This is a genomic window from Roseateles sp., from assembly GCF_036486225.1.
GTDB lineage: Bacteria > Pseudomonadota > Gammaproteobacteria > Burkholderiales > Burkholderiaceae_C > Roseateles.
On sequence record NZ_DASVNZ010000115.1, the window covers coordinates 1 to 23,487 of the forward strand.

Sequence of the window (23,487 nt, forward strand, 5' to 3'; positions counted from 1 at the left end):
CGGTGACCGCGGCGACTGCGGGGCGCGGGAACAAGGGCGGCGCCTCGACGTTCCAAAGCAGGCGCGCCGCGTCCTCCAGCGTCGCGGTCGCGGCCAGCTCGACGACATCGACGCCCCGGTAGAAGGGGCGTCCGCCCGAGAACGTCGAGACCGCCGTCGGGATGCTGGGTTCGGCGCCGAACAGCGTGGTCGCCGCGAGCGTCTCGCGTGTGCGCCCGGTCTCCTTGCGGCGCACCAGCGCTTTCACGTCCTCGGCGCGGTAGAGGCTGCGGCGCGAGTCCTGCGGATCGGGCTCGACGCCGATGCGCCCGCGGCTCACGTAGGCGTAGATCGTCTGCGCGCGCACGCCGAGGGCCTCGCGTGCTTCATCCAAGGTCATCCAGGCGGCCATCGGCGCGTCGTCCCGTGTCGTTGATGTCATCAATGTATTCATCAACATGAGTCCTGTCCACGGTCAGGTGATGTGATCGATTCAGTCGATCGAATAAGAGGAGAAGGAACTTCAGATTGATATTGATCATCAATATTGACCGGTTGTTTTCGCGCTGCCAGCATGAGTCCACGCGACATCGATGGAGACCGATCAGAAGCCTCCGCGATGCCGGCCCTCATGCCCATCCTTGGAGACAACCGCATGAACCGCATCCATCGCTTCCAGCCTGTCCGACGCCGGGCCTCGCTCGCCCTCGCGGGCGCTGCCGCCTTCGCCTGCTTCGCGTCCTCGGCCTCCTTCGGCGCCCTCGCGCAAGGCGAGACGTTCCCGTCCCGCGCGATCACCCTCGTGGTCGGCTCCAGTCCCGGCAGCACCACCGACGGCCTGGCGCGCGCCCTCGGCGCGGAGATCACCGCGGCGACCAAGGTGCCGGTGATCGTCGAGAACAAGGCCGGCGCCAGCGGCGGCATCGCCGCGCAGGCGGTGGCCCGCTCGGCCGCCGACGGCTACACGCTGTTCATCACGACCAACACGACGCAGGCCGCCAATCCGCATCTGTTCCGCAAGCTCGCGTACGACCCGGTGAAGGACTTCGCGCCGGTCGGCGCGCTGGTGAAGGGTTACCTGCTGCTGGTGACGAATCCGCGCATCCCGGCGCGCAACGTCACCGAACTCAGCGCGATCGCGAAGAAGCAGTCGCTCACCTTCGGCGCCGGCAGTTCGTCGGCGCGTGTAGCGGCGGAGCTGTTCCAGCAGATGACGCAGACGCAACTGACCTACGTGCCGTACAAGGCCAACCCGCAGGCGATGGTCGATCTGGTCGGCGGTCAGGTCGATCTGATGATCGTGGACCTGACCACCAGCCTGCCGCAGGTGAAGGCGGGCAAGCTCAAGGCGCTGGGTGTGAGCAGCCCCAAGCGCTCACCGCTGGTGCCGGATCTGCCAACGATCGCCGAAGCCGGGTTGCCCGGTTATGAGATCAGCTACTGGAACGCGGTCTATGCGCCGGCGGGCACGCCGACGGCCGTCGTCGAGCGCATCAACGCGCTGATGCAGAAGGCCATGACCGCAGAGCCGGTGAAGCGCTTCGTCGAGCAGAACGGCATGGAGCCGTTCACGTCGACGCCGGCGGAACTCGCCAGCTTCCAGGCCGCCGAATACAAGCGCTGGGGCGCCGTCATCAAGACGGCCGGCATCCAGCCCGAGTGAGCCTGATGGGCCTGAATAGGCCTGAATGGGCCCGAACGAATCCCTTCCGATCCTTCCCGAAGTAGAGAGCGCCATGAAGCCGCACATCCTCCAACTGAATCCCATCCTCGTGCCCGCGATCAACGTGGAGCTGGACGCGCTGTACACGATGCACCGCCTGTTCGAGCAGAACGATCCGGACGCGTACCTCGCCACGCACGGCGCGACCATGCGTGGCGTGATCACCGGCGGGCACACGGGCATCTCGCGGTCGATGATGGAGAAGTTGCCGGCGCTGGAGGTCGTCGCGGTGAACGGCGTCGGCACGGATGCGGTGGACATCGAGTACGCCCGCTCGCGCAAGCTGCCGGTGACCGGCACCTTCGGCGCGCTGACCGAGGACGTCGCCGACATGGCGCTGGCGCTGCTGCTGGCGACGGCGCGCAACGTGGCGTCGGTCGACCGCTTCGTGCGCGGCGGCCTGTGGCCGAAATTCCCGCAGCCGAACGCCATCCCGCTGGCGCGCCGCGTGAGCGGGATGCGCGTGGGCATCGTGGGTCTCGGCCGGGTGGGCCGCGCGGTGGCGGAGCGCGTCGCCGCCTTCGGCTGCCCGGTGCGCTATACCGATCTGAAGGAGATCGCTGGCGTGCCGTGGGCGTTCGAGTCAGACCTCGTGCAACTTGCCCGCGACAGCGATGCGCTGATCGTCTGCGCCGCCGCCGACAAGGCCCGCGATTTGATCGACGCGCCAGTGCTGGACGCGATCGGCCCGCGCGGATTCCTGATCAACGTCGCGCGCGGCCGCCTGGTGAAGGAGTCCGATCTCCTGAAGGCGCTGCAGGAGAAGCGCATCGCGGGCGCGGGCCTGGACGTCTTCGCCGACGAACCCAACGTGCCGCCGGCCCTTCTGGACCTGGACAACGTCGTGCTGCAGGCGCACCGCGCCAGCGCGACCGAGGAGACGCGCGCCGCGATGGGCCGGATGGTGCTGGAGAGCCTGGCGCAGGGGCTGGCCGGCGAGCGGCCGGCGCACAGCCTGACGACTTGACCCCTGACGAGGGGCCGTCGTCAGGCCCTGTTCAGGCGACCCTCTAGAATCGCGGCTTCTCCGGATCGCTCCGGAATCCCCCGCATTCACCGCTGTCCACCACCATGAGCCTGCACAAAGTCACCCCCGGCGCGAAGGCGCCCGAGCAGTTCAACGTCGTCATCGAGATCCCGATGAACGCCGACCCGATCAAGTACGAGGTCGACAAGGAAAGCGGCGCGCTGTTCGTCGACCGCTTCATGACGACGGCGATGCACTACCCGTGCAACTACGGCTACGTGCCGCAGACGCTGGCCGACGACGGCGACCCGGTCGACGTGCTGGTGATCACGCCCTTCCCGCTGACCCCGGGTGTGGTGGTGACCTGCCGCGCCATCGGCGTGCTGCAGATGGACGACGAAGCCGGCGGCGACGCCAAGCTGCTGGCCGTGCCGACCACCAAGATCCTGCCGATCTACGAACACTGGACCAAGCCCGAGGACATCAACCAGATGCGCCTGAAGGCGATCCAGCATTTCTTCGAGCACTACAAGGACCTCGAGGCCGGCAAGTGGGTGAAGGTCAAGGGCTGGGAAGGCCCGGAAGCCGCCAAGAAGGAAATCACCGACGGCATGGCCAACTACGCCAAGGCCCAGCAGGCCTGATCGCGGGGCGGGCACCCCGGGCCGGCAGATCGGCCTGAGCCCCCGCCCGCCGCGGTACGACAAGCGCCCCATGGGGCGCTTTTTCGTTTCTGACCGCAAGAATGTCCGCATGGCAAACGTGGTGCCGGGAAGGGGTCATCACGGTGCGTTACAACTGAGATGTCCCCGCTTTGGGGATTGACGTTGTGCCCTGGTGCGTGCGGCACCAAAATGGGTGACTCACTCCACGGAAGTCTCGTCACGTGAAAGTCGCCTACCTGCTCAATCACTATCCCAAGGTCAGCCATACCTTCATCCGCCGGGAGATCCTGGCGCTGGAGCAACAGGGCGTCGACGTGATGCGGCTGGCGGTCCGTGGCTGGGACGACGCCGCCCCGGATCCCACCGACCAGGACGAGAAGTCCCGCACCCACTATCTGCTGCGTGGGGGCGTCGCGCCGCTGTTGAAGGCGATGGTGCGCCAGGCCCTGAGTTCGCCGGCGAAGTTCCTGTCGGCGCTGGCCTTGACGCTGAAGCTGGGACGTCGCGCCGACCGGCCGCTGCCGGTGCACTTCATCTATCTGGCGGAGGCCTGCATGGCCGTGCCGCTGCTGCGCGCCGAGGGCGTGAACCACGTGCATGCGCACTTCGGGACCAATGCGACCGAGGTCGCCGCGCTGATCGAGGCGCTGGGCGGTCCCGGCTACAGCTTCACCTGCCACGGCTCCGAGGAGTTCGACCGGCCCGAGATGCTGCACCTGGGCGAGAAGATCCGCCGCTCGCGCTTCGTCGTGGCGATCTCGTCGTTCTGCCGCAGCCAGATCTACCGCTGGGTGGATCACTCGCATTGGGCCAAGGTGCCGATCGTCCCTTGCGGCGTCGAGCCCGCCTTCCATGCGACCCCGGCGGCGCCGGCGAAAGGTCGCCGCCTGCTGGCCGTCGGCCGCCTGTGCGAGCAGAAGGGCCACCTCCTGATGCTGGAGGCCGCCGCGCTGGTGGCCGCGAAGGGCATCGACTTCGAGCTGGTGCTCGCCGGCGACGGCGAACTGCGTGAGCCGGTGGAGGCGCGCATCGACGCGCTGCGCCTGCGCGACCGCGTGCGCATCACCGGCTGGATCAGCAGCGACCAGGTGCGCGAGGAGATGCTCGCATCGCGGGCGCTGGTGGTGTCGAGCTTCGCCGAAGGTCTGCCCGTCGTGGTGATGGAGTCGATGGCCTTGAGCCGTCCGGTCATCAGCACCGCGATCGCGGCGATCCCGGAACTGGTCCGACCGGAGAACGGCTGGCTGGTGCCGGCCGGCGACCCGCAGCCGCTGGCGCAGGCCATGATCGACTGCTTGCAGCTCGACGACGCCGAACTCCAGCGCATGGGCGAAGCGGCGCGCGTGCGCGTGCTCGCAAGACATGACGTCGACGACGCGGCGACGAAGCTCGCCAAGCTCTTCCGCGAGCACGCCGGCGAGGCCGTGCGTTCGCAGCCGCGGCTGGTGACGTCGACGACGACCGGCTGAGCGGTTGAGCGGCTGAGCGGCTGAGCGGGGGTCGTCAGGCGGCGACGTCGTCGTCCGGCGGCGTTGCCTTGAACGGTTGATGTCGCTCGAGTTCGTCGATGTACTCGCTCATCGCTTCGCCCTCCTGGGCGAGGAAATCCGCGACCGCCTCGCGGAACTGCGGATGCGCCAGCCAGTGCGCCGAGTGCGTCGCCACCGGCATCAATCCGCGCGCCATCTTGTGCTCCCCCTGCGCGCCGCCCTCGAAGCGGCGCCAGCCGTTTTCAAGGCACCACGCCAGCGGCTGGTAGTAGCACGCGTCGAAGTGCAGGTTGGGGATGTAGCGTGTGGAGCCCCAGTAACGCCCGTAGGCCGCGCGCTGTGATTCGTCGATCGCCACCAGCGAGGCGGCCACGCGTTGTCCTTCGGCATCCCGCGCGACGAACATCAACCAATGCTCCGGCATGTCCGACGCCATCCGCGCGAAGAAGTCGCGCGTCAGGTAAGGCTTGTTGCGGTGCGCGAGGTAGGTCAGCGTGTAGCACTCGTAGAAGAAGTCCCAGTCTTCTGACGAGATCGCGGCGCCACGCAGGGGCTCGAAGCGGATGCCGGCCTCGACGACCTTGCGCTGCTCCTGCTGGATCTTCTTGCGCTTCTCACGTTGCAGCGTCGCGAGGTAGGCCGCGAACGGACGCGGCTCCCCGTCGCCGGTCCAGTGGAACTGCACCTGCTGCCGCGCGAGCCAGTCCTGGCCGGTGAGCGCGCGCTGGTCCTGGTCGTCGCCGAACAGCACGTGCACCGACGACAGCTCCGAGCGGGCCGTCAAGGCCCGCAGCGCCTTCACCAGCCATTCGCGTGCGGCGTCGTCCTTCGCCAAGAGTCGGCTGCCGGGCACCGGCGTGAACGGCACGGCGACCAGCAGCTTCGGGTAATACGAGAGTCCATGCCGCTGGTAGGCATCGGCCCACGCCCAGTCGAACACGTACTCCCCGTACGAGTGGCCCTTCAGATAGGCCGGGCAGGCGGCGATCAGTTCGTCGCCGTCCCACACGCTGAGGAACTGCGCCTGCCAGCCCTTCTTCGGCACCGCCGATCCGGACGCGTGCATCGCCGCCAGGTACTCGAGCTTCATGAACGGCGACGGCAGCGGGGAAGCGGCCAGCAACGCGTTCCATTGATCGCGCGGCAGCGCGGCGGGGTCGTCGTCGACGCGGATGAGCGGCTGGGAGGCGTCGGTGTCGGACGCGGTGGCGGCGGAGGAAGGCGAGGGCGGGGCAGTCATGCGCTGCAAATCTTAGGCGCAAGCTCAATCCCTTCGCTTTGATGGCAGGATGCTCCCCATGCAAGCGACGACGACTTCCTCCCCGGCCGGCTCTGCAACCGGCTCTGCGACCCGCTCGGCGACCTCTTCTCCGGCCGGTCTGTCCTTCGACAACCTCTACGCCCACGATTTCGCCCGCATCGCCGTCGGCATCCCGCTGTGCCGCGTGGCCGATCCGGCCTTCAACGGCGAGCAGACCGCGCAGCTGCTGCGCGAGGCCGCAGCGGACGGTGCCGCGGTCGCGGCGTTCCCCGAGCTCGGTCTGGCTGCGTACACGAGCGACGACCTCTTCCATCAGCGTCCGCTGCTCGATGGTTGCGAAGCGGCGCTGGCGCAACTGCTGGCGGTCTCCCGCGACCTGCCCACCGTCGCGATCGTCGGCCTGCCGCTGCGCATCGAGCACCGGCTGTTCAACTGCGCCGTCGTGTTCCAGCGCGGTCGTCTGCTGGCCGTCCTGCCCAAGACCTATCTCCCGAACTACGGCGAGTTCTACGAGGCCCGTCAGTTCAACGCCGCCGACGAGGCGATCTCCGAGGAGATCACGCTGCTCGGCCAGCGCGTGGCCTTCGGCACGCGGCTCGTCGTCGCGGCCAGCGACCAGCCGCTGCTGCGTCTTCATGTCGAGATCTGCGAGGACGTCTGGACCCCCATCCCGCCCTCGTCGTACGCCGCGCTGGCCGGCGCGACCGTGCTCGTGAACCTGTCGGCCTCCAACATCACGGTCGGCAAGTCGGGGTATCGCCATCAACTGGTCGGTCAGCAGTCCGCGCGCTGCCTGGCGGCCTATGTCTACACCTCGGCCGGCGCCGGCGAGTCCAGCACCGACCTCGCCTGGGACGGCCAAGCGCTGGTCTACGAGAACGGCAGCTTCCTCGCCGAGAGCGAGCGATTCCAGCGCCGCTCGCAGCTCGTGTCGGCCGACGTGGACCTCGAGCGGCTGTCGCGCGAGCGGATGCGGCAGACGAGCTTCGGCGATTCCGTCCGGCATCACGCGCCGTTGCTGAAGACCTTCCGTACGGTCGAGTTCGAGCTCGGCCTGGATCTCACGCAGGCGTTGCCGCTGCGCCGCCGCATCGAGCGTTTCCCGTATGTGCCGTCGGACCGTCAGCGCCGCGACGAGCGCTGCAACGAAGTCTTCCAGATCCAGGTCCAGGCGCTGGTGCAGCGGCTCGTGTCCAGCGGCATCCACAAGCTGGTGCTCGGCATCTCGGGCGGACTGGACTCGACGCATGCCCTGCTCGTCGCCGCGCGCGCGATGGACCAGATGGGCTGGCCGCGGACGAACATCCTCGGCGTCACCATGCCGGGCTTCGCCACCGGCACGCGCACACGCGACCAGGCCCTGCGGCTGATGCGCGAGATCGGCTGCGAGGCCCGTGAGATCGACATCCGGCCGAGCTGCGAGCAGATGCTCAAGGACCTCGGACATCCGTACGCCGCCGGCGAGCCGGTCTACGACGTGACCTTCGAGAACGTCCAGGCCGGCGAGCGCACCAGCCACCTGTTCCGTCTGGCCAATCACACCGGCGCGCTGGTGCTCGGCACGGGCGACCTGAGCGAACTCGCGCTCGGCTGGTGCACCTACGGCGTCGGCGACCACATGTCGCACTACAACGTGAACGCGTCGGTGCCCAAGACCTTGATCCAGTACCTGGTGCGCTGGGTCGCGGAGACGAAGCAGCTCGGGGCGTCAGGACAGGAGGTGCTGTTCGACATCCTGAACACGGAGATCAGCCCCGAACTCGTGCCGCAGGATGCGCGCGTGGAGGGCTCTGGGCTCCAGAGCACCGAGGACAAGATCGGCCGCTACGAGCTGCAGGACTTCAACCTGTTCTACACGATCCGTCATGGCTATTCGCCGGCCAAGATCGCGTTCCTGGCGCGCCACGCCTGGGGCGACAAGGCCTGCGGCGAATGGCCCGACGGCGAGCACGTCCAGCGCAACGAGTACCCGCTCGCCGAGATCAAGCGCGTGCTCCGGATCTTCGTGAGCCGCTTCTTCCGGGGCAGCCAGTTCAAGCGCAGTTGCGTGCCGAATGGGCCGAAGGTGGGCAGCGGCGGATCGCTCTCGCCGCGTGGCGATTGGCGCGCGCCCAGCGATTCCGAGCCGACCGTGTGGCTTGCCGAGCTCGACCGCATTCCGGATTGAGAGGACGGGTGGCCGCGATGACTCCCTTCTCCAATGGAAGGCGTCCATCTGAAACGATCCGTGCTTAAATCACTGTCAGTCTTGCCCGCCAATCCCCCTTTCGGAGCCTCGTGATGAAACAGATCACCGCCATCATCAAACCGTTCAAGCTCGACGAAGTCCGAGAAGCCCTGGCCGAGGTCGGCGCGTCCGGCCTGACCGTCACGGAAGTGAAGGGCTTCGGCCGCCAGAAGGGCCACACCGAGCTGTACCGCGGCGCCGAGTACGTCGTCGACTTCCTGCCGAAGGTGAAGGTCGAGGTCGTCGTGAAGGACGACGAGGTGGAGCGCTCCATCGACGCCATCCTGAAGGCGGCCAAGACCGGCAAGATCGGCGATGGCAAGATCTTCGTCACCGCCGTGGAGCAGGTCATCCGCATCCGCACCGGCGAACAGGACGAAGCTGCGGTCTGACCGCACGGACCTGACGGGTCCAGAAACAAGGAAGGGCGGGCGCCGGTTGGCGTCCGCCCTTTGTCTTTCCGGCGTCCTTCCGGCTCGCAGTCGCGTCAGCGCAGGTGCTGCCAGATGGCGGCCAACCAGATGCCGCCGGCCAGCACCAGCGACAGCAGCACGGCGGCGCTGGCGATGTCCTTGGCGCGCTTGCTGAGGTCGTGCAGTTCGAAGGACACGCGGTCGACGACCGCTTCGACCGCCGAATTCAGCAGCTCAACGATCAGCACCAGGATCAGCGAGCCGGCCAGCAGCGCGACCTGCACCCAGTCCCGTCCGACCCAGAAGGCCAGCGGAACGCCGATGATCGTCAACCAGGTCTCCTGGCGGAAGGCGCTCTCGCCGCGGTAGGCGGCGCGCAGGCCGTCCCAGGAATAACCGGCAGCGTGCAGGATGCGATCCAGGCCGGTGCGGCCCTTGTGGGGGTTGCTCATCGTCGGGGTGGCAAGTCGGGGGGGTCAGGAGTCGGCCGGCAGCGCGGCAGACTTCTTCGGGCGGGGCGGCGGCAATTGCGTGATCAGGCGGGTGCCGCAGATCACGTCGTGCAGGAACTGCCGTTGCGGATGCAGTCGGGCCAGCAGCAGGTAAGCGGCGATGCCGGCGAACATCGCGCCGAAGATCGCACCGGTGCTTCCGTCCAGGCCCAACAGGTGCACGCTGGCCAGTGCGGGCAGGAACCAGAGCCAGGCAGCGAGGTAGCGGGCGGTCGCGCGTGCCTGCGTGAGCGGACGGCCGTTCGCGTCGACCACGCGCAGATGCCAGGCCCGCATGGCCACGGTCTGGCCGCCGCGCGACCAGAACCAGATGAAGTAGATGCCCAGCACCAGGAACAGGAAGGCCTGCAGGCCACTCTGTCCGATCAGCGCATTGCGTTGCTGGGTCAGTGTCGAGTACAGCCAGCCGGCGATGAACACGACGCCGAACAAGACGACGCCTTCATAAATGAAGGCGGCGAGGCGGCGCATCAAGCCTGGCGGTTGGAGGTCGCCGGCAACGGGTGCGGAGGTCATCCGGCCAGTTTACCGGCTGGCCGGGTCGCGTCGGGGGAGCAGCGTCTCCGGGTCGAGCTTGGCGTCGCGCGGCGAGCGGATCGGCCGGCCGGGTGCCGCGCTGGCGCCGGGCAGCGGCGGCTCGGCGCGCTGCGTCATCAGCACCGTCGTCGCGCCGGGCAGGGCCTGGACGATCGTCGGACCGGTCGAAGCGGTCAGCGGGGTGCGCTGGATCGGCGCCTTCGCCCGCGTGGGGAGCGGAGGGGCATCGCGGCCGGCGGCGGAGGCCTTCTCGGCGGCACGTTCCACCAGGCGTTGGCGCTTTTCCGGGGGGAGCGCCTGGTAGGCGTCCCACTTCTCGCGCATCTTCGATTCCTGCTCGGGCACGCGAAGCTCGCTGGCGTGCTGATAACCGATGCGGGCGCGCTGCCGTTCGGACGGCGACATGCGTGTCCACTCGACCATGCGTTCGCGCAGGCGTTGCTGGTGCTCGGCCGGCAGCGTCGGATAACGGGCGGCGATTTCCAGCCACTTGCCCTTGCGGGCGCCGTCGAGCTGGTCCCATTCCTTGGACAGCGGCGCCAGGGCTTCCTTCTGCGACGCGCTCAGCGAAGCCCAGTTCTGGCTGCTGATCAAGGTGCCGGACGGGGTGGTCGGCGCGACGGATCTCGCCGGCGCCGAGGCGCGCGGCGCGCTGATCTTCGCACCGCCATCGATAGGCGCGGACGCGGCGCTGTCCTGGGCCGAGGCTGTCGTGGCGCCGGACGCGAACACGCCACAGGCGACGACCAGACTCAGGCGACGTGCCCAGCGGCGCAAGGCGCAAAGATCAGGGAAAACGCCGAAATGGCCCGCCGCGAGCGGGGAAAGTCGGAAGGAACTGACCACGCACCGCCTCACTGCGACGATTTGGCTTCGTCGGACTTCTCGCCGTCGGCTGCGCCGTTCGGGTTGTTGGGGTCGGTCTGGTTCTCGTTCAGGTATTCGCGGAAACCCGGATCGCTGTACGCCGCCGGCGGCAGCGGCTTGGAGAGCATCTCGGTGTCGAGTTCGGCCGCGCTGCGGATCTGCTCGTACCACTGGCTGTGCTGGATCAGCAGCAGGCCGCCCAGCAGCAGGGCCAGCGGCAGCAGCGTCGCGGCCTTTCTCCAGCGCGGCGTCTTCTCGCCGCCGCCCAGGGCCAGCGTGCCGCCGCCCACCTGGCGGACGTCGGACGCCGTCTGCGCGGGCGCCGCGGCACGTGCCGCCATCGCCTTGGCGAGCGCCTGCTCACGCGCGAAGCGTAGCCGTTCCTGGATGTCGCCGGACAGGGTCTCGCTCTGCTCGGTCAGTCCCGCGGCCACCCGAAGGCCGAAACGGGTCACGCGCGCGTCCGCTTCCAGCGGCAGCGGCGTTCCTGGCGTGTTCTTCTTCATAGCGAGATTCCCTTGGCTTTCAGCGTTTTGGCCAGCGCATGCACGGCGCGGGAGCAGTGTGTCTTCACGCTGCCCTCCGAGCAACCCATGACCGCTGCCGTTTCGGCGACGTCGAGTTCCTCCCAGTAACGCAGCAGGAAGGCTTCCCGTTGACGTGCCGGCAAAGCAGCAACTTCTTGTTCGATCGCGGCCAGCACCTGAACGCGCGACACCTCGTCCGCGGCCGACAGCGCCCCCATCGAACCTTCCCGCGTCTCCAGCGATTCCAGCAGGTCGAAGTCGTCGCCGGGATCGGCGCCTTCGAAGTCCGACAGGTTGCTGAACAGCGCGTTGCGCACCTTCTGCCGCCGGAACCAGTCCATCGTCGCGTTGGACAGGATGCGCTGGAACAGCAGCGGCAGCTCCGCCGCCGGCCGGTCGAAATACTTCTCGGCCAACCGGATCATGGCGTCCTGGACGATGTCCAGCGCGGCGTCCTCGTCTCGAACCATGTAGACCGTGCGCTTGAAGGCGCGTCGGTCGGCGGTCTTGAGAAAGTCGTTGAGTTCTTTGTCTGTGGCCAAGGGCTGGCGCCGTCGGAGGGCGGGTCTGGGGCGGGTCTCGCGCGACTCAGGGGCGGTCGAGCTGGCAAAACGGCGCGAATTATCTCATCAGCGCTACAAACCGCCATCGATTCCGGACGCCTGCGGGTTTGCGTGCATAATCGATGACTCGCACACCGCATTTTCTGTCTCAAGTAGGCCGCCCAACCGGGGCGCCCCTGTTTTTGACGCGACGTTTCAAGTCCGCTTCACAAGAGCGAGAGGAGAGACACCGATGGTTTTTCGTCAGAGAAAAAACTCAGAGGTTCGACATATGGACATGTCTGCCGCGGACATCAAACGTGCAGCGATCACGGAAGCTCGCTCACAACCGCACCCCCATTCCGTCAGTTCCGGTCAGGAACTGAATGGCTCCGAAATCCTGGTTCAGAGTCTTCAGGCCGAAGGCGTGAAGTTCCTCTGGGGCTATCCAGGCGGCGCCGTCCTCTACATCTACGACGCGCTCTACAAGCAGGACGCCATCCAGCACGTGCTGGTCCGTCATGAGCAGGCCGCCGTGCACGCCGCCGACGGCTACGCCCGTGCGACCGGCGAAGTCGGCGTCGCGCTGGTGACCTCCGGTCCCGGCGTCACGAACGCGATCACCGGCATCGCGACGGCGTACATGGACTCGATCCCGATGGTGATCATCACCGGTCAGGTCCCGACGCCCGCCATCGGACTCGACGCCTTCCAGGAATGCGACACCGTCGGCATCACGCGCCCGATCGTCAAGCACAACTTCCTGGTCAAGGACGTTCGCGACCTCGCGACGACGCTGAAGAAGGCGTTCCACATCGCGCGCACCGGCCGTCCCGGCCCGGTCGTGGTGGACATCCCGAAAGATGTCTCGCTCAACCGCACCGCGTTCCATTACCCGGAACGCGTCGAGATGCGCTCCTACAACCCGGTGAAGAAGGGCCACAGCGGGCAGATCCGCAAGGCGGTCCAGCTGCTGATGGGGGCCAAGCGGCCTTACATCTACACCGGCGGCGGCGTGATCCTGGGGGAGGCCACGGCGGAACTGCGCCAACTGGTCGAACTGCTGGGCTACCCCTGCACGAACACGCTGATGGGCCTGGGTGCGATGCCTGGCAGCGATCCGCGTTTCCTGGGCATGCTCGGCATGCACGGGACCTACGAAGCCAACATGACGATGCAGCACTGCGACGTGCTGCTGGCCGTCGGTGCGCGCTTCGACGACCGTGTGATCGGCAACCCGAAGCACTTCTCGTCGGTCGATCGCAAGATCATCCACGTCGACATCGATCCGTCGTCGATCTCCAAGCGCGTGCGCGTGGACATCCCGATCGTCGGCGACGTCAAGGATGTGCTGCAGGAACTGATCGCCCAGATCAAGGAGGCGCAGGCAAGACCTGACGCCGACGCGATCAACGCCTGGTGGAGCCAGATCAACGACTGGCGCAAGCGCGACTGCCTGGCCTACAAGCAGTCGAACGAGGTCATCAAGCCGCAGTACGTCCTCGAGACGCTGTGGAACCTGACCCGCGACCGCGACGCCTACTTCACCTCGGACGTCGGCCAGCATCAGATGTGGGCCGCGCAGTTCCTGCGCTTCAACGAGCCGCGTCGCTGGATCAACTCCGGCGGCCTGGGCACGATGGGCGTGGGCCTGCCATACGCGATGGGCATCAAGCTGGCGAAGCCGGAGTCGGACGTGTTCTGCATCACCGGCGAAGGCAGCATCCAGATGAACATCCAGGAGCTGTCCACCTGCCAGCAGTACAAGACGCCTGTGAAGGTGGTCTCGCTGAACAACCGCTACCTGGGCATGGTGCGGCAGTGGCAGGAGCTGGACTACGGCAAGCGCTACTCGCACAGCTACATGGATGCGCTGCCCGACTTCGTCAAGCTGGCCGAGGCCTACGGGCACGTCGGGCTGCTGGTGGAGAAGCCCTCGGACGTCGAGCCCGCGCTGCGGGAGGCGATGCGGTTGAAGGACCGCACCGTCTTCATCGACGTGCGCACCGACCCGACCGAGAACGTCTGGCCGATGGTGCAGGCGGGCAAGGGCATCTCCGAGATGCTGCTGGGGTCCGAGGACCTCTGAGACCGTTGACGGCCTGAAGCCGTCCGGCGGGATGCGCGTTACCGCGCGCATCGCGACCGGCGGCGGACGGCCCGAGTCGCTCAGGGCGAACCGACCTGATTCCTAGATCGAAGAGCGTGGCCAAGGGCCGACCGGTTACCGCCGGCGGTCTGAAGAGCGCGAAGGACGAGATTCCATGAAACACATCATTGCTTTGCTCATCGAGAACGAGCCGGGGGCGCTGTCGCGCGTCGTCGCGCTGTTCTCCGCCCGGGGCTACAACATCGAGAGCCTGACCGTGGCGCCGACGGAGGACCCGTCGCTGTCCCGGATGACCATCGTCACCAGCGGCAGCGACGACGTGATCGAGCAGATCACCAAGCACCTGAACCGGCTGATCGAGGTCGTCAAGGTCGTCGACCTGACCGAGGGCCGCTACATCGAGCGCGAGCTCATGCTGATCAAGGTGCGCGCCGTCGGCAAGGAGCGCGAGGAGCTCAAGCGCACCTCCGACATCTTCCGCGGCCACGTCATCGACGTCACCGAGAAGACCTACACGATCGAGCTGACCGGCGACGCCGGCAAGCTCGACGCCTTCATCGACGCGATCGACCGCAGCGCGATCCTTGAGACGGTGCGCACCGGCACCAGCGGCATCGGCCGCGGCGAACGCATCCTGCGCGTCTGAGCGCCACGGCCACTGAACACCCTTCACCGAACAACCCCTGACCTGTTTTCCCCGGAGAGACCACCATGAACGTGTATTACGACAAGGACGCCGACCTCAGCCTGATCAAGGGCAAGAACGTCACCATCATCGGCTACGGCTCACAAGGCCACGCCCATGCCCAGAACCTGAACGAGAGCGGCGTGAAGGTCACCGTGGGTCTGCGCCGCGCCGGCGCGTCCTGGGCCAAGGCCGAAGGCGCCGGCCTGAAGGTCGCTGAAATCGCCGACGCGGTGAAGGCCGCCGACGTGGTCATGATCCTGCTGCCCGACGAGCAGATCGCCGACGTCTACAAGAAGGAAGTCGAGCCCAACATCAAGCAGGGCGCGTCGCTGGCCTTCGCCCACGGCTTCAACGTCCACTACGGCCAGGTGCAGCCGCGCGAGGACCTGGACGTGTGGATGGTCGCCCCGAAGGCCCCGGGCCACACGGTGCGCAACACCTACAAGCAGGGCGGCGGCGTGCCGCACCTGATCGCCGTCTATGCCGACAAGACCGGCAAGGCGCGTGACCTAGCCCTGAGCTACGCGGCCGCGAACGGCGGCGGCAAGGCCGGCATCATCCAGACCTCGTTCCGCGAAGAGACCGAGACCGACCTGTTCGGCGAGCAGGCCGTGCTGTGCGGTGGCGCCGTCGAGCTGATCAAGGCGGGCTTCGAGACGCTGACCGAAGCCGGTTATGCGCCCGAAATGGCCTACTTCGAGTGCCTGCACGAGCTCAAGCTGATCGTCGACCTGATCTATGAAGGCGGCATCGCCAACATGAACTACTCGATCTCCAACAACGCGGAGTACGGCGAGTACGTGACCGGCCCGCGCGTGGTGACCGCCGCGACCAAGGACGCGATGCGCCAGTGCCTGAAGGACATCCAGACCGGCGAATACGCCAAGTCCTTCATCCTGGAGAACAAGGCCGGCGCCCCGACGCTGATCAGCCGCCGTCGCCTGACCGCCGAGCATCCGATCGAGCAGGTCGGCGAGCAGCTGCGCGCGATGATGCCGTGGATCAAGGCCAACAAGCTGGTCGACAAGTCCAAGAACTGATCCACGCAGATCGCGTCAGATCAGTCCAGAAGGCCGCGCGGGTCGCACCGCGCGGCCTTTTCCATTGGTGCACTGGGTTATCCTCCCGCCCCATGAATCCAAGTCAGAACAAGAACGTGGACCTGCTCGACGAGGACGAAGCGGACAGCCTCGACGCCCCGCAGCGCCCGCGCCACAAGGGCATCTATCTCCTGCCCAACCTCTTCACGCTGGCGGCGCTGTTCAGTGGCTTCTACGCGATCGTGATGGGCATCGGCGGCCGCTTCGAGCAGTCCGTCTATGGCATTTTCGCGGCGATGGTGCTCGACAGCCTGGACGGGCGCGTCGCGCGCATGACCAACACGCAGAGCACCTTCGGCGAGCAGATGGACTCGCTGTCCGACATGGTCTCCTTCGGCGCCGCGCCGGCGCTGATCATGTATTCCTGGGCGCTGCAGGGCCTGGGCAAGTGGGGCTGGTTCGCGGCCTTCGTCTACATCGCCGGCGCCGCGCTGCGTCTGGCCCGCTTCAACACCAACATCGCGGTCGTGGACCGGCGCTTCTTCCAGGGGGTGCCCAGCCCGGCCGCGGCGGCGCTGGTGATGAGCCTGATCTGGGCGCTCGACAGCTCCGGCTACAAGGACATCCACCGCGATCCCACGCTGGCCTGGCTGGCCTTCGGCTTCACGCTCTACGCGGGCCTGACGATGGTGACCAACGCGCCGTTCTACAGCTTCAAGGACATCACCTTCAAGCGCTCGGTGCCCTTCATCGTGCTGGTCGTGATCATGCTGGCCATCGCGGCCATCAACATCGACCCGCCGCGGGTGCTGTTCGGCGTTTTCTGCGCGTATGGCATCTCGGGTTACATCGTCTATGCGGTCCGGCGCGCCAAGGGCAAGCCGGCGAGCGTCATCGCGATGTCCACCGACGAGCCCGATGAAGCGGGCCTTCACCGATAGCGAATGCTCGGGGCACGGTCAGTCGCGCACTGGCGTTGACGTTGCCCGCGCCGCACCCCTATATTCAACAGCTATGACGTCCCCGGCCCGAATTGCGCTGCTACTACTAGGTGACCTTCGGGTTCGCTAGATCGCGCACGTCCGTCCATCCAGACGCTCATCCCAGATCAACGGCCCGAATGCAACTCGCAACGGGCCGTTCCTGTTTCTGGAGAGTCTGCGAGTTGCGCCCCTGAACCCACAGGAACGCTCTCATGCTCAAGCAACCGCAGACCAAGTACCGCGCCTTCGCGCCCATCGCCCTCCCGGACCGCCGCTGGCCCGACGTGCAGATCACGAAGGCGCCGCTGTGGCTGAGCACCGACCTGCGTGACGGCAACCAGGCCCTGATCGAGCCGATGGACCCCGAGCGCAAGCTGCGCATGTTCCAGATGCTGGTGAAGATCGGCTTCAAGGAGATCGAGGTCGGTTTCCCGTCGGCGTCCCAGACCGACTTCGACTTCGTGCGGCTGCTGATCGAGCAAGGTCACATCCCCGACGACGTGACGATCCAGGTCCTGGCGCAGGCGCGTCAACCGCTGATCGAGCGCACCTTCGAATCGCTGGTCGGCGCCAAGCGCGCGGTCGTCCATCTGTACAACGCCGTCGCGCCGGTGATGCGTCGCGTCGTGCTGGGCATGAGCGAGGACGAGATCGTCGGCCTGGCCGTCACCCACACGCGGATGATCCGCGAGTTCGCCGAGAAGCAGCCGGAGACGGACTTCCGCTTCGAGTATTCGCCGGAGATGTTCTCCAGCGCCGAGCTGAACTTCTCCAAGCGCGTCGTCGACGCGGTGACTGAGGCCTGGGGCGCGACCCCCGAGCGCAAGATCATCATCAACCTGCCGTCGACGGTCGAGCATTCCACGCCAAACCTCTTCGCCGACATGATCGAGTGGATGGGACGCAACGTCGCACAGCGCGACTGCATCGTGCTGTCGGTGCATCCGCACAACGACCGGGGGACCGGTACGGCCGCCGCCGAGCTGTCGATCATGGCCGGCGCGGACCGTCTGGAGGGCTGCCTCTTCGGCAACGGCGAGCGCACCGGCAACCTGGACCTGGTGAACGTCGCGCTCAACCTGTACACGCAGGGCGTGCATCCGGAACTGGACTTCTCCGACATCGACGAGATCCGCCGTTGCGTCGAGCACTGCAACCAGCTGCCGGTGCATCCTCGCCATCCGTACGTCGGAGAACTGGTCTACACCTCGTTCTCGGGCTCGCACCAGGACGCGATCAAGAAGGCCTTCGCCGCGCGCAAGGACGGCGACATCTGGGAGATCCCGTACCTGCCGGTCGATCCGAAGGACCTGGGCCGCAGCTATGAAGCGGTGATCCGCGTGAACAGCCAGTCGGGCAAGGGCGGCATCTCGTATCTGCTCGAGGCTGAATACGGCATCGAACTGCCGCGTCGCCTGCAGATCGAGTTCAGCCAGATCGTCCAGGGCGTGATGGACACCAACGGCAAGGAACTGGGCGCGGCCGACCTGTGGCGGATCTTCGACCGCGAGTACGGCGTGAAGCAGGCGCCGTCGCTGCATCCGCAGATCGACACCGCCGAGGACGGCCAGACCCGCGTCCAGGCGCAGGCCGACCTGTGCGTGCGCATGGTCAAGATCGACGGGCAGGGCAAGGGGCCGATCGACGCCTTCGTCGAGGGCCTGAACAAGCTGCTGAAGACCCAGGTGCGGGTGCTGGACTACCACGAGCACGCGATGGGCAGCGGCGCCGACGCGCAGGCGGTGGCCTATCTGGAGCTGCGGGTGGGCGAGGCCACGATGTTCGGCGTCGGCATGGACGGCAACATCGCGTCGGCCTCGCTGAAGGCGATCGTCTCCGGCCTGCGTCGTGCGTCGCAGCGCGGCGTGCTGAAGCTGGCCGACCGCATCGCCGCCTAAACTCACTCCGCCACCGCAAGGAAGCCCCGACATGTCCGACCACCTGATCATCTTCGACACCACCCTGCGCGATGGTGAGCAATCGCCTGGCGCGTCCATGACCAAGGATGAGAAGCTGCGCATCGCGCGGCAGCTGGAGCGCTTGAAGGTGGACGTGATCGAAGCGGGTTTCGCGGCCGCGAGCCAGGGCGATTTCGAAGCGGTCAAGGCGATCGCCGACGCGATCCGCGACAGCACGGTCTGCTCGCTGGCCCGAGCGAACGATCGCGACATCGGCCGTGCCGCCGAGGCGCTCAAGGGTGCGGCGCGCGCCCGCATCCACACCTTCATCGCGACCAGCGAACTCCACATGGAGAAGAAGCTGCGCATGACCCGCGAGCAGGTGCTGGAGCAGGCGATCCAGGCCGTGCGCTTCGGCCGCAACCTGACCGACGACATCGAGTTCTCGCCGGAAGACGGCTACCGCTCCGACCCGGAATTCCTGGCCCGGGTCGTCGAGGCGGTGATCCGCGAGGGCGCGCGCACGATCAACATCCCCGACACGGTCGGCTACGCGATCCCGGAGCTCTACGGCGAGTTCATCAAGACGCTGCGCGAGCGCGTCCCGAACTCCGACCAGGCGATCTGGAGTGTCCACTGCCACAACGACCTCGGCATGGCGGTGGCGAATTCGCTGGCCGGCGTGAAGATCGGCGGTGCCCGGCAGGTCGAGTGCACCATCAACGGTCTGGGCGAACGCGCCGGCAACTGTTCGCTGGAAGAAGTCGTGATGGCGGTGAAGACCCGCCGCGACTACTTCGGGCTGGATGTGCGGGTGGATCCGTCCCAGATCGTCCCGGCGTCCAAGCTGGTGTCGCAGACCACCGGTTTCGTGATCCAGCCGAACAAGGCTGTGGTGGGTGCCAATGCCTTCGCGCATGCTTCCGGCATCCATCAGGACGGTGTGCTGAAGGCCCGCGACACCTACGAGATCATGCGCGCCGAGGACGTCGGCTGGAGCGCCAACAAGATCGTGCTGGGCAAGCTGTCGGGGCGCAACGCCTTCAAGCAGCGGCTGCAGGAACTGGGCGTCGTCCTGGAATCGGAGGCCGAGATCAACGCGGCCTTCGTCCGGTTCAAGGACCTGGCCGACCGCAAGTCCGAGATCTTCGACGAGGACATCATCGCGCTGGTGATGGACGAATCGGTCACCCAGGTCCAGGAGCATTTCCGGCTGGTCGCGCTCGCGCAGCGCTCCGAAACCGGCGAGCGGCCCCAGGCCCAGGTGGTCTTCGCCGAGGGTGAGACGGAACATCGCACCGAGAGCGATGGCAACGGTCCGGTGGACGCGGTGCTCAAGGCGATCGAGAGCAAGGTCCAAAGTGGGGCGGAAATGCTGTTGTATTCCGTCAGTGCGATCACCAGCGGCAGCACAGAATCGCAAGGCGAAGTCACGGTGCGCCTGCAACATGCGGGGCGCGTGGTGAACGGCGTGGGGGCAGATCCCGATATCGTGGTTGCCTCGGCCAAAGCATATTTGAGCGCTCTCAACAAGTTGCAGAGCAAGACGGAGCGGGTCGCCGCCCAAGGTTGACAGGACAGCACGCGCGGGGGCTCTCCACGCGTCGGATGGCACGGATTCAGGCACTTTAAGAGCCTGCGTTAAGTCATTGATCTTGCCGGTCTTTCAGCGATCCCCTAAACTCGCGCCCACTGACCTGGGGACTGGATTGAAGACCATTGCGACATTGCTGTCTGGTGCCGCGCTCAGCGGCGTCATGTTGCTGACGGGCTTGACCGCCAGTCTTGTGCCGATCCAATCGGTGCAGGCGGCGACCTCGTCGTCCTCCAAAGCCAAGGTGAAGAGCGTGCGTCAGGCCAAGCCGGCCCCGCGCTCTCCCCGCAAGGTGGCTGCCCGCGCGGCGGCCCCGGTCCGGGAAGTCGTCCCGTCCAAACCGTCCTTCGGGACGATGTACGGCCTGCACGACACCGAAGATCCCCTCGACCTCAAATCCAGCGTCGCCTACGTCGTCGACCAGGACACCAACGAGGTCCTGTTCTCGAAGAATCCGTCGGCGGTCCTGCCGATCGCGTCCATCACCAAGCTGATGACCGCGCTGCTGGTCGTCGAGGCGAACCAGTCGCTGGACGACAAGATCGAGATCACCGACGACGACAAGGACACCGAGAAGTTCACCGGCTCCCGTCTGGCCGTCGGCACGACCCTGACCCGCGGCGAACTGCTGCACCTGGCGCTGATGTCCTCGGAGAACCGCGCGGCGCATGCGCTCGGCCGCAACTATCCCGGCGGCCTGGAAACCTTCGTCGCGGCGATGAATGCCAAGGCCCACATGCTGGGCATGATGGACACGCATTACGTCGAGCCGACCGGCCTGTCCAGCCGCAACCAGTCGAGCGCCGCCGACCTGGCCAAGCTGGTCAAGGTGGCTCACTCGTTCCCGCTGATGCGCGAGCTGTCGACCTCGTCCGAATACACCGTCGCGCTGGGCCGCAAGCAGGTCCGTTTCGGCACGACCAACGGCCTGGTGCGCAAGGGCGACTGGGACATCGGTCTGCAGAAGACCGGCTTCATCAACGAGGCCGGTCAGTGCCTGGTGATGCAGGCGCAGCTCGCCGGTCGCAAGTTGATCATGGTGTTCCTGGATTCAGCCGGGAAGTACTCGCGCATCGGCGATGCCGAACGCGTGCGCAAGTGGCTGACCGGCGCCGCGTCGCCGTTGGCCGCCGTCGCCACCCCGGCCACGGTCAGCGCGACGGCCCTGACGCCGGTGATCTCGGCCAAGTAAGCACGGGAACTCCGGAAGGAAAGAAGCGGGCCTGGTGCCCGCTTCGTCATTTCCAGCCTGCATTTCCCGCCCGTGTTCCCGGACCGGGCAGCCGGGTGCTCAGCCTCGGAAGCCGAGCGACGCCGAGATCCGCGTCGCCGTTTCCTTCAGGCGAGGCAGCCAGCCTTCTTCCAGCCGATCCGCAGGCGCCGAGATCGACAGCCCGGCCACCAGCTTGCCCTGGTCGTCGTAGATGCCGGCGGCCATGCAGCGCACGCCCAGCTCGAGTTCCTCATCGTCGCGCGCGACGCCGCGCTGGCGGACCAGCGCCATCTCGCGTTCGAGCAGGTTGATCTCGGTGAGGCTGTTGCGGGTGTGGCCGGACAGGCCGGTGCGCGTCGCATATGCGCGCACGCGCTGCGGATCGTCGCTGGCCAGGAAGAGCTTGCCGACCGACGTCAGGTGCAGCGGCGCCCGCCCGCCGACCGCGCGCACGACCTGCATGCCGCTGCGCTCGGAGTAGGTGCGCTCGATGTAGACGATCTCGTCGCCCTGACGGACCGACAGGTTGACTGGCTGGTGGGTCAGCTTGTGGAGCTCCCGCATCGGGCCGATCGCGGCTTCGCGGACGTCCAGGCGGGCCTTCACGAGGTTGCCCAACTCCAGCAGGCGCATGCCCAGCCGGTAACTGCCCGCCTCTGGTCGATCCACAAAACGTCCCAGGGTCAGGTCGTTCAGGATGCGGTGGGCGGTCGACGGATGCAGGCCCGTGGTTTCGCTGATGAGCTTCAGCGAGACGGGGTCCTGATGCTGGGCCAGGACATCCAGCAGCGCGAACGTGCGCTCGAGGACCTGGATGGCGGGGGACTGCAGCTCCTTGGACTTCATGGCGGACGATTGTGAAGGATTTCTCACGGGTTTTGCATGGCGAAACCGAGAGCGGCCCCTAGCGGGCGCAATCCGTCGTTTTTGCCCGTCAGCGGTGCGCGGGTCGGGCGGTAAGGGGCGCCAGGAGGACGCTTAACCGTTGGATTGCCGCATGGCGGAACGGGCGGCGGACAGGCCACTCTGCACGGCGCCTTCAAGCGTGGCGGGGTAAGGCCCGGCGAGGTAGTCGCCGGCGGCCCAGACGCCCGGTCTGATCGAGGCTTCGGGGCGGATCAGCCCGGGTGTGCAGGCGAACGTTGCGCGCTTCTCGCTCAGGACGCGGACGATCTTCGGCGGTGTTGCCCATTGGAAATGCCGCTGGGCCTGCGCCAGCGCGGCGATGCCGGTGGCCTCCAGCCCTTGGGCGACCCAGGACGCGGCGCCGCTGACGACCAGACTGAACAAACCCGGGTGCTGGCCGAGCTGGCCCAGATCGAAGGCGAACTGCGCCGGCTCGTCCGTCGATTCGCGCAAGGCGACCATCGGGGTCGGCAACGCCGAACCGGCGCTCTCCAGATAGATGGTGACGATCGGCTGGAATTCGAACGCACCGGCGGCCGCGCTCCAGTGCGGCGCCAGATCTCGCGTGAGCCGGGAAGCTTCGACCGACGTGCAGGCCACGACGATGGCATCGAACACATCGCCGTCGACGGTCCACTGTTGTCCCTTCGCCTGCACGTGCTGCACGCGTTGCGTGCGGAGTTCCGCGCCGCGCGACAGCAGCCACGCGCGCGCCGGCGTCGGGAGCAACGCGCTCAGCCCGCGTCGCGGCAGCAGCAGGTCCGCGCTGCCCGGACCGCTGAACAGCGCGTCCTTGAGCACCCGCAGGAAGACCTGCGCGCTGGCCTGCGTGGACGGCGTGTTCAGGGCGGCGACGCACAGCGGATCGATCAGGTCGTCGCGCACCGCGCGAGGGAGTCCGGCGCAGAGCTGGGCGACCGTCAGCGCCGGATCGCAACGGAAGCCGCGCATCGTCCACAGACTGCTCGTGGCCAGGAATTGCAGGCGGTCCCGCCACGACCATGCCGTACAGGCCAGTACGCCGCGCAGGAAGGCGAGGGTGGGCGGCCCCGACGGCAGTCGCAGGGTCTCGCGATCGGGATAGCGCAGCCGCAGCGGCATGCGGAGCAGGTCGGACTCCGGATCGCCGCCGACACGCCGCATCAACGCGAGCGTGTCCGTGTAGGCGCCGATCAGGATGTGCTGGCCGTTGTCGAGCGCAGGCGCGATGCCTTCGAGGCTGCGCGCCCTTCCGCCGAGCGATGGCGCCATCTCGAACAGCGTGACCGCGGCGCCGAGCGACACGGCCTCGACGGCCGCGGCCAGCCCCGCCCAGCCGCCGCCGATGACGGCCAATCGCCTCACC

At 67.1% G+C, this 23,487-nt stretch carries 22 protein-coding genes; 13 read left to right on the forward strand and 9 right to left on the reverse strand.

What is annotated here, in order from left to right; translation table 11 throughout:
- On the reverse strand, positions 1–391 hold a 391-nt coding region (locus tag VF536_RS08150), incomplete at its 3' end, for a citrate synthase (RefSeq protein WP_331614350.1).
- Between the two features lie 243 nt (positions 392–634).
- Here VF536_RS08150 and VF536_RS08155 point away from each other — a divergent pair.
- The 4 genes from VF536_RS08155 (at position 635) to VF536_RS08170 (ending at position 4,803) form a co-directional block, all read left to right on the forward strand.
- Positions 635–1,642 carry a tripartite tricarboxylate transporter substrate binding protein gene (locus VF536_RS08155; protein ID WP_331614324.1) on the forward strand — a complete coding sequence of 336 codons (1,008 nt, stop codon included), beginning with the start codon at positions 635–637 and terminating at the stop codon, positions 1,640–1,642.
- A 73-nt stretch (positions 1,643–1,715) separates the two neighbouring features.
- Entirely contained in the window at positions 1,716–2,669 is a 954-nt protein-coding gene (locus VF536_RS08160; RefSeq protein WP_331614325.1) for a 2-hydroxyacid dehydrogenase, read from the forward strand.
- A 104-nt stretch (positions 2,670–2,773) separates the two neighbouring features.
- Complete coding sequence (gene ppa / locus VF536_RS08165) at positions 2,774–3,313, forward strand: inorganic diphosphatase (protein ID WP_331614326.1); 540 nt, start codon at positions 2,774–2,776, stop codon at positions 3,311–3,313.
- Between the two features lie 242 nt (positions 3,314–3,555).
- Positions 3,556–4,803 carry a glycosyltransferase gene (locus VF536_RS08170; RefSeq protein WP_331614327.1) on the forward strand — a complete coding sequence of 416 codons (1,248 nt, stop codon included), beginning with the start codon at positions 3,556–3,558 and terminating at the stop codon, positions 4,801–4,803.
- 34 nt (positions 4,804–4,837) lie between these two features.
- Here the strand turns inward: VF536_RS08170 and VF536_RS08175 are convergent, their stop codons facing one another.
- Positions 4,838–6,064: a GNAT family N-acetyltransferase gene (locus VF536_RS08175; protein WP_331614328.1), complete on the reverse strand. Its 1,227-nt coding sequence runs from the start codon at positions 6,062–6,064 to the stop codon at positions 4,838–4,840.
- A 58-nt stretch (positions 6,065–6,122) separates the two neighbouring features.
- Between VF536_RS08175 and VF536_RS08180 the strand changes: the two genes are divergently transcribed.
- Complete coding sequence (locus tag VF536_RS08180; protein ID WP_331614329.1) at positions 6,123–8,252, forward strand: NAD(+) synthase; 2,130 nt, start codon at positions 6,123–6,125, stop codon at positions 8,250–8,252.
- Positions 8,253–8,365: 113 nt separating this feature from the next.
- Positions 8,366–8,704: a P-II family nitrogen regulator gene (locus tag VF536_RS08185; protein ID WP_067275693.1), complete on the forward strand. Its 339-nt coding sequence runs from the start codon at positions 8,366–8,368 to the stop codon at positions 8,702–8,704.
- A 95-nt stretch (positions 8,705–8,799) separates the two neighbouring features.
- Here the strand turns inward: VF536_RS08185 and VF536_RS08190 are convergent, their stop codons facing one another.
- From VF536_RS08190 to VF536_RS08210, 5 genes are all read right to left on the reverse strand, one after another.
- Positions 8,800–9,177, reverse strand: coding sequence for a diacylglycerol kinase (locus VF536_RS08190; protein WP_331614330.1), 378 nt, complete (start codon positions 9,175–9,177; stop codon positions 8,800–8,802).
- Positions 9,178–9,201: 24 nt separating this feature from the next.
- A complete protein-coding gene (locus tag VF536_RS08195) occupies positions 9,202–9,753 on the reverse strand; it encodes an RDD family protein (RefSeq protein WP_331614331.1) in 552 nt (183 codons plus the stop codon).
- 9 nt (positions 9,754–9,762) lie between these two features.
- On the reverse strand, positions 9,763–10,551 hold the full coding sequence (locus VF536_RS08200; protein WP_331614332.1) for a DUF3106 domain-containing protein: 789 nt from the start codon (positions 10,549–10,551) through the stop codon (positions 9,763–9,765).
- 77 nt (positions 10,552–10,628) lie between these two features.
- Positions 10,629–11,147, reverse strand: coding sequence for a DUF3619 family protein (locus VF536_RS08205; protein WP_331614334.1), 519 nt, complete (start codon positions 11,145–11,147; stop codon positions 10,629–10,631).
- Positions 11,144–11,710 (reverse strand): RNA polymerase sigma factor, encoded by a 567-nt coding sequence (locus VF536_RS08210; protein WP_067275679.1) that lies wholly within the window; start codon positions 11,708–11,710, stop codon positions 11,144–11,146. Before VF536_RS08210 ends, VF536_RS08205 begins: the two co-directional genes overlap by 4 nt.
- Positions 11,711–12,002: 292 nt before the next feature.
- Between VF536_RS08210 and VF536_RS08215 the strand changes: the two genes are divergently transcribed.
- From VF536_RS08215 to pbpG, 7 genes are all read left to right on the forward strand, one after another.
- Positions 12,003–13,799 (forward strand): acetolactate synthase 3 catalytic subunit, encoded by a 1,797-nt coding sequence (locus tag VF536_RS08215; protein ID WP_088403542.1) that lies wholly within the window; start codon positions 12,003–12,005, stop codon positions 13,797–13,799.
- 175 nt (positions 13,800–13,974) lie between these two features.
- Positions 13,975–14,466 carry an acetolactate synthase small subunit gene (gene ilvN / locus VF536_RS08220; RefSeq protein ID WP_067275674.1) on the forward strand — a complete coding sequence of 164 codons (492 nt, stop codon included), beginning with the start codon at positions 13,975–13,977 and terminating at the stop codon, positions 14,464–14,466.
- Positions 14,467–14,531: 65 nt separating this feature from the next.
- Positions 14,532–15,548: a ketol-acid reductoisomerase gene (gene ilvC / locus VF536_RS08225; protein WP_331614336.1), complete on the forward strand. Its 1,017-nt coding sequence runs from the start codon at positions 14,532–14,534 to the stop codon at positions 15,546–15,548.
- A gap of 92 nt (positions 15,549–15,640) precedes the next feature.
- Positions 15,641–16,489 (forward strand): CDP-diacylglycerol--serine O-phosphatidyltransferase, encoded by an 849-nt coding sequence (pssA, locus tag VF536_RS08230; RefSeq protein ID WP_331614337.1) that lies wholly within the window; start codon positions 15,641–15,643, stop codon positions 16,487–16,489.
- A 254-nt stretch (positions 16,490–16,743) separates the two neighbouring features.
- The gene (leuA, locus tag VF536_RS08235) at positions 16,744–18,429 is read left to right on the forward strand and encodes a 2-isopropylmalate synthase (protein ID WP_331614338.1); all 1,686 of its coding nucleotides are present in this window, start codon (positions 16,744–16,746) and stop codon (positions 18,427–18,429) included.
- Positions 18,430–18,460: 31 nt separating this feature from the next.
- Positions 18,461–20,002 carry a 2-isopropylmalate synthase gene (locus VF536_RS08240; protein ID WP_331614339.1) on the forward strand — a complete coding sequence of 514 codons (1,542 nt, stop codon included), beginning with the start codon at positions 18,461–18,463 and terminating at the stop codon, positions 20,000–20,002.
- A gap of 184 nt (positions 20,003–20,186) precedes the next feature.
- A complete protein-coding gene (pbpG, locus tag VF536_RS08245) occupies positions 20,187–21,215 on the forward strand; it encodes a D-alanyl-D-alanine endopeptidase (RefSeq protein WP_414710317.1) in 1,029 nt (342 codons plus the stop codon).
- Between the two features lie 99 nt (positions 21,216–21,314).
- Here the strand turns inward: pbpG and VF536_RS08250 are convergent, their stop codons facing one another.
- A complete protein-coding gene (locus VF536_RS08250; protein WP_331614342.1) occupies positions 21,315–22,082 on the reverse strand; it encodes an IclR family transcriptional regulator in 768 nt (255 codons plus the stop codon).
- A gap of 132 nt (positions 22,083–22,214) precedes the next feature.
- Positions 22,215–23,486: a hydroxysqualene dehydroxylase HpnE gene (hpnE, locus tag VF536_RS08255; RefSeq protein WP_331614345.1), complete on the reverse strand. Its 1,272-nt coding sequence runs from the start codon at positions 23,484–23,486 to the stop codon at positions 22,215–22,217.
- Position 23,487: the final 1 nt, after the last annotated feature.